Source organism: Bacteroides sp. AN502(2024) (assembly GCF_041227145.1).
Lineage (GTDB): Bacteria > Bacteroidota > Bacteroidia > Bacteroidales > Bacteroidaceae > Bacteroides.
The window spans coordinates 1-3,156 of sequence record NZ_JBGFSP010000002.1; the positions used below are offsets into that span (position 1 = coordinate 1).

Genomic DNA, 3,156 nt, shown 5'->3' on the forward strand with positions numbered 1-3,156 from the left:
CATTTTTTCTAGTTTAATAGAAAAAGAGAATCTGAATTATAGAAGTAAATCTCTGTATTTCATTTGTTTATGCTGAAAAAGAGCCTCCTGGAATCGAAAAAAAATAAATAAGTGGAGATCGGTATAGAAATATTGCAAGGATTTTCTTTTTAGAGGAGATTGTAAAGGATGATTAGAAAAAAATAGCAATATACATTGGTGAAGTATGAGTTGATCTCTTCCTTTTATTGCTTTTGCAACTATCAATATTTACCTTTGTGCATTTATGTAGTTACAAATGTATCGTGTACGCGTGTGAAGTAATTTCAGATGTAATCAGTAGATGGTATTCACAATAGTATATTCAGATGTTTACAAAAATAATATCAAATATACAAAGGTAGTTATTTAGGCATTAACAAATACTTTTATCTGTATTATTTTATTATAAATCAATATTATATGATTCATTATCTCAATTTATACTATAGATGTTTTCTCTGTGTGGTATGTATATTTGTAACATTCCTGTATAATCTGCGTTTTATTATTAAATATATTTCTGTATATCTGTGCTTTATATTATTTAATTAAATTGAAACTATATATCCGTAATAATTCATTTTTATCCTATATATAAGCGTAATATACGATTCGTATAAAGTGAAATTACTCTTGTGATATTTCATTTTTATATTTGTAATTTGCTTTTGTGAATTCAAATAATTACCTTTGTACATTCGATAAGGTAGTGCATATTTTTGTGAAATAGATACATAATACATACAATTGTAATAAAAAGAAGGTCAGTATGGAAATAAAGGACAGAATAAGAATGATAATGGAAAGAGAAAAAGTTCCTCCTAGAGTTTTTGCTGAAACAATTGGAGTGCAACAATCTACTCTCTCTCACATTTTGAACGATCGGAATAAACCCAGTTTAGAGGTCGTCATGAAGGTGCATCAAAAGTATGACTATATAAACCTTGAATGGTTACTTTATGGTAAGGGTGAAATGATGGTATCGGAAGAAGGAACTTCCTTTTCTTCCTCTAACCAGAATTATCTACCTTCTTTATTCGACGAGAATCCTGTAAATCCGTCCAAAGAGCCGACTCTTCTGGAAAATCGCAAGGAAATGCCATTAAGAAATACCCAAAATGCCCATCAAGAGATTGTAAATCAGGATATTAGGTATATAGAAAAGCCTGCTAGAAAAATCACAGAAATAAGAATATTTTTCGATGATAACACCTATGAGACGTTTCGACCTGAAAAATAAAGAGTAAAATCGGTGGTTTGAGCAATTTCCTGTATCTTTGCACTTAGAATACGAATTTATACTTTTATATCCATACATGAAGAAATTTATTTTAGATCTGACAGTGACCGAGAATATCAGATTGCATGCAAACTATGTATTGCTAAAATTGACCTCTCAGTCATTACTGCCCGAAATGTTACCTGGACAGTTTGCCGAACTCCGTGTGGATGGTTCGCCTACTACATTCTTACGGCGTCCCATTTCTATTAATTTTGTAGATAAACAGCGAAATGAGGTCTGGTTTCTAATCCAGCTGGTTGGTGATGGAACAAGACGTTTGGCAGATGTTAGTCCCGGTGGAACAATAAATGTAGTGCTTCCGCTGGGAAATGCATATACAATACCTTTGGAGGCTTCTGATAAGCTCTTATTAGTTGGTGGAGGTGTCGGAACAGCACCTATGCTTTATTTAGGTGAGCAGTTGGTTAAAAAGGGGCATAAACCTACATTCCTGTTAGGTGCCCGCAGCGATAAAGATCTGTTGCAGTTAGAAGAGTTTGCCAAATATGGAGAGGTGTATACTACTACGGAAGATGGTAGCCATGGAGAAAAAGGATATGTTACTCAACATTCTATATTAAATAAGGTACGGTTTGAGCAGATTTATACTTGTGGCCCCAAACCGATGATGATGGCTGTGGCAAAATATGCCAAGAGCAATCAGATAGAATGTGAAGTATCTTTGGAAAATACAATGGCTTGTGGTATCGGAGCATGTTTATGCTGTGTGGAAAATACGACAGAAGGTCATTTATGTGTATGTAAAGAAGGTCTTGTTTTTAATATAAATAAACTACTATGGCAGATTTGAGTGTAAACATTGGTGAATTACGAATGAAAAACCCGGTGATGACAGCATCCGGTACATTTGGATATGGTGAAGAGTTCTCCGACTTCATTGATATAGCGCGAATAGGCGGTATTATTGTAAAAGGGACTACTCTTCACAAACGTGAAGCGAAACCCTTATCCGCGTATGGCGGAGACTCCTTCCGGGATGTTAAATGCTGTGGGACTGCAAAATAAGGGTGTTGATTACTTTGTGAAGCATATATATCCCCGTATAAAAGACATCCAAACGAATATGATTGTAAACGTTTCAGGAGCTGCTATCGAAGATTATGTAAAAACAGCTGAAATCATTAATGAGCTTGACAAAATTACTGCTATAGAATTAAACATCTCTTGCCCTAATGTGAAGCAAGGTGGTATGGCTTTTGGTGTGTCAGCAAAAGGAGCTTCAGAAGTAGTAAAAGCTGTGCGTTCAGTTTACAAAAAGACACTTATCGTAAAACTCTCCCCAAACGTTACGGACATCACTGAAATAGCTCGTGCAGCAGAAGAAAGTGGTGCAGATAGTGTGTCATTAATCAATACATTGCTGGGTATGGCGATTGATGCGGAACGTAAACGCCCTATTTTATCAACTATAACAGGCGGAATGTCGGGAGCAGCCGTAAAACCGATCGCGTTACGTATGGTATGGCAGGTTGCTAAGGAGGTAAATATTCCTGTCATTGGATTGGGAGGTATTATGAACTGGAAGCGATGCTGTCGAATTTATGCTTGCAGGTGCGACAGCCATCCAGATTGGTACAGCAAATTTCATAGATCCTGCTGTTACTATCAAAGTGGAAGATGGTATAAATAATTACTTAGAAAGACACGGATGTAAGTCTGTAAAGGAAATAATTGGTGCGCTTGAGGTATAATTGAAAACATACACTAGCCCTTCGCATTAAGTTTGCAAGAAAAATGCTATTTCCCTTTAAAATAAAGAAAGGATAAACAAGTAGATAATAGCAGATGAAAAAGAGGTTTGTGTTTAGAGGAATCGGCTACGTTCAGAATCT

Annotated in this window: 2 protein-coding genes and 1 pseudogene; all 3 read left to right on the forward strand. The window is 35.5% G+C overall.

Going from position 1 to position 3,156, the window contains the following annotated elements; all coding sequences use genetic code 11:
* Positions 1-790: 790 nt before the first annotated feature.
* Positions 791-1,261, forward strand: a complete 471-nt coding sequence (locus AB9N12_RS00025; RefSeq protein ID WP_369888916.1) for a helix-turn-helix domain-containing protein — start codon at positions 791-793, stop codon at positions 1,259-1,261.
* Between the two features lie 76 nt (positions 1,262-1,337).
* Positions 1,338-2,114 (forward strand): dihydroorotate dehydrogenase electron transfer subunit, encoded by a 777-nt coding sequence (locus AB9N12_RS00030; protein ID WP_369888917.1) that lies wholly within the window; start codon positions 1,338-1,340, stop codon positions 2,112-2,114.
* Positions 2,102-3,015: pseudogene (locus AB9N12_RS00035) on the forward strand (dihydroorotate dehydrogenase). Before AB9N12_RS00030 ends, AB9N12_RS00035 begins: the two are co-directional and overlap by 13 nt.
* The last annotated feature ends 141 nt before the right edge of the window (positions 3,016-3,156 follow it).

Excerpts from the sequence above, each read along its gene's own strand:
- AB9N12_RS00030 (WP_369888917.1), top strand. The coding sequence starts at position 1,338 with ATGAAGAAATTTATTTTAGATCTGACAGTGACCGAGAATATCAGATTG.
- AB9N12_RS00025 (WP_369888916.1), top strand. The coding sequence starts at position 791 with ATGGAAATAAAGGACAGAATAAGAATGATAATGGAAAGAGAAAAAGTT.